The organism is Cognaticolwellia aestuarii (assembly GCF_002000025.1).
Taxonomy (GTDB): domain Bacteria; phylum Pseudomonadota; class Gammaproteobacteria; order Enterobacterales; family Alteromonadaceae; genus Cognaticolwellia; species Cognaticolwellia aestuarii.
On the sequence record NZ_MUZV01000023.1, the window covers coordinates 1 to 5,153 of the forward strand.

3 protein-coding genes and 1 tRNA gene are annotated in these 5,153 nt (G+C 34.4%); 3 read left to right on the top strand and 1 reads right to left on the bottom strand.

Annotation, left to right across the window (positions count from 1 at the left end; genetic code table 11):
* Positions 1–411: 411 nt before the first annotated feature.
* Genes B0169_RS18960 through B0169_RS18970 form a run of 3 tightly spaced genes read left to right on the top strand, consistent with a single transcriptional unit; the run spans position 412 to position 4,907 of the window.
* Positions 412–3,219, top strand: a complete 2,808-nt coding sequence (locus B0169_RS18960; RefSeq protein WP_143323612.1) for a PAS domain-containing hybrid sensor histidine kinase/response regulator — start codon at positions 412–414, stop codon at positions 3,217–3,219.
* Positions 3,212–3,559, top strand: a complete 348-nt coding sequence (locus tag B0169_RS18965) for an Hpt domain-containing protein (RefSeq protein WP_077288476.1) — start codon at positions 3,212–3,214, stop codon at positions 3,557–3,559. Before B0169_RS18960 ends, B0169_RS18965 begins: the two co-directional genes overlap by 8 nt.
* Entirely contained in the window at positions 3,549–4,907 is a 1,359-nt protein-coding gene (locus B0169_RS18970) for a response regulator (protein WP_077288477.1), read from the top strand. The genes B0169_RS18965 and B0169_RS18970 overlap by 11 nt, the downstream gene beginning before the upstream one ends.
* A 119-nt stretch (positions 4,908–5,026) precedes the next feature.
* Here the strand turns inward: B0169_RS18970 and B0169_RS18975 are convergent.
* Positions 5,027–5,114: transfer RNA gene (locus B0169_RS18975), tRNA-Ser, on the bottom strand.
* Between the last annotated feature and the right edge of the window lie 39 nt (positions 5,115–5,153).

Sequence of the window (5,153 nt, forward strand, 5' to 3'; positions counted from 1 at the left end):
AAACCGCCTCTTCGACTTGTCCCGAAGAAGTGGAGCGCATTTTAGAGATTTATCGCCCCGCGTCAACCGCTAATTGCAATTAAATTACAGAAATGCGACTGTTTGCTGATTAATTAAGCCAACAGCTCAATTATAAAACTAAAATGATTTATTTCTGTTGTTATTAGTTAATAAAAAGCGAAATATTTCATGGTTAATTTCGTCATAATAAAAAGCTCATCGCCTTTCAAGCGTGGGTAAACTGTTAAACCAGCCCAAGGTATTGCTAAATAGTGAGTTTAAACCTGCAACTCATTAACTACCTATATTAAGCCATATACACAATTTATTTAGCATATAAATAATTAACGACTATCATTATTCACAATAGTGCAAAAAATTTAAAAACCTATATATAAGGATAAATATACGTTGAATGAGTCACTTAGATTGCTACACAACAACACTTTCCCAATGTTGTTAATAGATAGCAAGGGACTTATTAAAGCGGTTAATAGTGCTCTTACCAAATTTCTTAATGTTTCAGCAGATGATATTGAGCAAAAATATTTATTAGAGTATTTCACCCCTTTAGAAAATAACCCCAAGAACACCATTACAAACAATTCTCAAATTTACATTTATGCAAGTGAAAGTCGAAATATAAATAAAATAATGCGGTTGAATATCAACGGTAATATTTCTGGTCAATTTTATTGGGTATTACTTACCAAAGAAAAAAACTGGCAACACGACTATTGGGAAATAGAAAAGTCACTTTCTAGGCTTACAGATACCATATCTGCAACTAATTTTGGGATATGGGAGTACAACATTAATGAGAAAGAAGCTACTTTTTCAAATAAATTTAAAGAAATCATCCAGATTAATACAGAACAACAACTTACCTGGAAAATGTTTATTAATGCTATTTACATAGAAGACCAATTACTTTTCAGTAATAACCTTAAAACCCATATTAACTCCTTAACACCATTAAACTTTGAATTTCGTATGTTATTAGAAAATGAAATTCATTGGTTCAGCATTAAAGGTGAAACCTTTTTTAATGACAATCAGCCAATATGTACTATGGGGACACTTTCTGATTGCAGCCACAGAAAAAAAATTGTTCACGAATTAAATAATGCAATTGAAAGTAATAATATTGCTATGGAAATAAGTAAAGTAGGCACTTGGTACGCTGAATTAAACTTACACAACGACTGGGTTTGGAGTTGGGACTTATTAACAAGACAAATGTTTGGTTTCGAAGATAAGGCTCCTGGCATAGATGATTTCGATAAGTGGGCTACTTGTTTGCACCCAGATGATGAAATGAGAGTTACCTCTACTTTGTTAAACTCATTAGAAACCGGCAAGATATTTTCAGAAAGCTTTCGTGCCGTTCTGGCAAATGGCAAAACAAGATACTTTATAGGTAGAGGACGCGTTAGGCAGAATGAAAACAATGAGAATTATCGTATTGATGGCATTTTTTTTGATGAAACCCCAATACAGAGTACCCAAAGAAAGTTAAAAAACCTTAATTTAAAACTAGAAGAAAGGGTTAATGAGCGAACACTTGAGTTAGAGCAAGCCAAAATTAAAGCTGAAAAAGCGAGCCAAATAAAAACTGAATTTTTGTCTATGATGAGCCATGAACTGCGAACTCCGATGAATGCGGTTATCGGCTCACTCGATCTACTACAGTCAACTAAGCAAGATTATGAAGCAAAAGATCTTATAGATACTGCAAAAACCTCAGCCGAAAACCTCGTATTTATTCTAAATGATATTTTAGACATCAACAAAATAGAGGCTGGTAAACTAGACATTGAAGAGCTAACTTTCTCGATATCTGAAATAGTAGATAATGTTATTAAAGTTTATATTCCCGTAGCGATCAAAAGCGATATTACCCTTAATGTTGTTGAGTCACCTTTCTTACCACACTTTGTTAAAGGAGATGCGATGCGTGTTAGGCAAATTTTATTTAACCTAATTGGCAATGCATTAAAATTCACCACGACAACAAAAGAAAAAAAAGGCGTTGTCACACTTACAATTGATGAAATAGAGAAAAATGACTACGTTAGCAATGTCAATTTTAAAATAAGCGACAATGGTATTGGTATTAACAAAGAAAACCAACAGAATCTCTTCAAGCCATTTACTCAGGCTGAGCGCTCAACCACAAGAAAATATGGTGGTACTGGATTAGGTTTAGCTATTTGCGGAAAACTATCAAATTTGATGGGAGGTCGAATAACCTTAACCAGTGAGCTAAATTTAGGCTCAACATTTGATGTTGATATCCCTTTCTGGAAATCTCAAGAAACTAGAGCAATGGATATCACCGAACTTGACTCTATTCACGTGAAAATGGTTAGCTTTACAATTCAGGACAATGAAAGAGAAATGCGCATCAAAAACCACTTAATTAGAGAAGGTGCTAATGTAACGTCGGTTACGCCCCCGAAAGATGCAATATCCCCAGAAAAAAGCGATGTTATCTTAATTATTATCAATGATTTATTTAAGGAAGAAGAAAGGTTAACCGCCCTACTTCACGATATCAGACAATATCAAAATATAATAATTACCTTAACGACTCAAGATATGGAACGAGGCCGCCAGAAATTTAATAAAACTAGACTGATAAATATAGAGTCACTGACCCGACGACTTTTAATTGAAAACATTTATCAAACAAAGCAACAAAGTTTAGAGATTAATATCGACAATTTAGACCTAGATTTAGACCTAGATTTAGATTTAGACTTAGAGCAGTTAACAGCAGTATCAGATGGTACAACAAACAAAGCTCAAAAAAACATCAAACAAAATAATCACAAATTGAAAACCGGTATTTTAGTTGTTGAAGACAATCCAATGAACCAGAAACTTATTACCATGCAATTAAAAAATATTGGTTATCACTGCGATGTCGCAGACAATGGTGATGATGGGAAAATTAAATGGCAAAGTGGTGACTATAAATTAATAATTACGGACTGCCATATGCCGATTATGGATGGCTATGAGATGACTCGGGGTATTAGAGAGTTAGAAGCAGTTCACAACAAAACAGCCATCCCCATAGTTGCTGTTACTGGTGCTGCTATGACAGGAGATTCACAACATTGTTATGACTCTGGTATGAATGACTTTGTCAGCAAACCTATTCAACAAAGTGATCTGCGCACAATATTAAAGAAGTGGTATCCACATGAGTAAAGACCAAGCACAAGTTTTAAATAAAGATGTCATGATCAATTTAATTGGCAACGAACCAGAAACGATTAAACAATTTGAAGTTGACTTTATAAAGCAAGCACATCAAGCAATGAAGACAATAATCACGCAATATAATACAAATAACTTTACGGAAATAAAAGAAACTGCACATTTTTTAAAAACCTCAGCGCATGCTATTGGTGCTGAACAAACTGCAGCTTTATTAGAGAAGCTTGAAGAAATTAGTGCTTCGCATGACAAAGAAAAATGTAAGGAATACATAATTTTGATAAACAACGCAATAAAGCAAGTGTATAAGGTGATTATAGATGAAAATTAAATCAGCCCCACTTTCAACACGTCATCCACAAGTGGTAATGGTTTTCGAAAAAGAAGACGATATATCAGGTATATCAACAATCATTTCCAATAACATTAATGATTACAGAGCGATTCTTTTAGATGATGATACTAATAACTTCCTTGATGAAACTAAGCCTTCAATCATCATATTTGCCTTATCAACAGTTGATAAATGTATAGAGTATTATTCTGAACTTTTGGCCGAACAGCATTTAAAAAGTCAGCATTTTGCTATTTTACTTTGTAAAAACAAAGAGTCTGGTCTCGCTTTTCGTTGCTGTATGAAAGGCCTTTTTGATAACTACTTTATCTTCCAACCATTGTTTGAAAAGTTAAGGCTATTGATGATCATCCAAAGCGGCTTAGTGCAATGCAAAGTTAAGGACTCTATTGATGAATTTAACAGTGCAACCTTTGAACAGTTTGATGAAGACATCACAAGACTAATAGATGAGAGTAGCCAATGTAAACGCGATTTACTTGAGAGGTTAGATAAACTAGATAATGGTATAGAACAAGTCGAACAGTTAGATATTAGCAAGTCAAAAATTAGTGATGAACAGCTAAGTTCATCACCACAAGAGTTAATTTCTTCGATAAAGCAAAACTGTGTAGACCCATTATTAAAACATCTTGAGGATGATATAAAAACCAGCTTAGACAATATCATTCAACAATTACTTACTCAGCAAATAGCAATAAAAACAGCGGCGACTAAATCCAAAGGCTTAATACACCACGTACCTTCGATAAAAAACAGAAACACACTTAAAGAAGAGTTAGATAATGAACAAGAGAAAGAAAAGCACGCAGAAGCCTCAGGAGGAAGCAAAGGGTTAATACATCATACCCCTTCATTGAAAAAAAGAGACGAAACAGAGGATCCCAGCAGTGATACTGGAGAAAGTGAGCAATGTATAGCACCAATAACTGAAGCTGTCGCAGTTGAAGGGAATAAGAAAAAAGTGCTAATTGTTGAAGATAATGCTTTGTATAGAGAGCTGCTAAAAAGCGTACTAGGTAAAGAGAGCTATGAAATCACCGAAGCAGAAGACGGTCTGCAAGCACTCAAAATAATTAAAGACAATACATTCGATTTAATTATCATGGATTTATTTATGCCAAACCTTGATGGGTTAAATGCGACCAAACAAATACGACAATTGTCACAAGGAATAGACATTCCCGTTATTGCATTAACCGGTAATAAAAACAAAGAAAATGTAAAAAAATGGGCTCATTACGGGCTAAAAGGCTACATCATAAAACCATCAAACAGAGAAGAGATTTTAAAGACTGTAAAGTCAGCTCTCATTAGCGTTTAATCATATAGATTTAAAAATTCACCATGGTGTTTTTATTGGCTAATAATCTAAATTGGAGTGGCTATCTATGTTGTGGAATCAATTAGAATAGGAAAGTTTGTTATTTATTAGATAAAATATGGCGGTGAGGGAGGGATTCGAACCCTCGAAGGCTTGCGCCTTACACACTTTCCAGGCGTGCTCCTTCGGCCACTCGGACACCTCACCATGATAAAACTATTGTGTAAGTTAACGTGCTACAACACG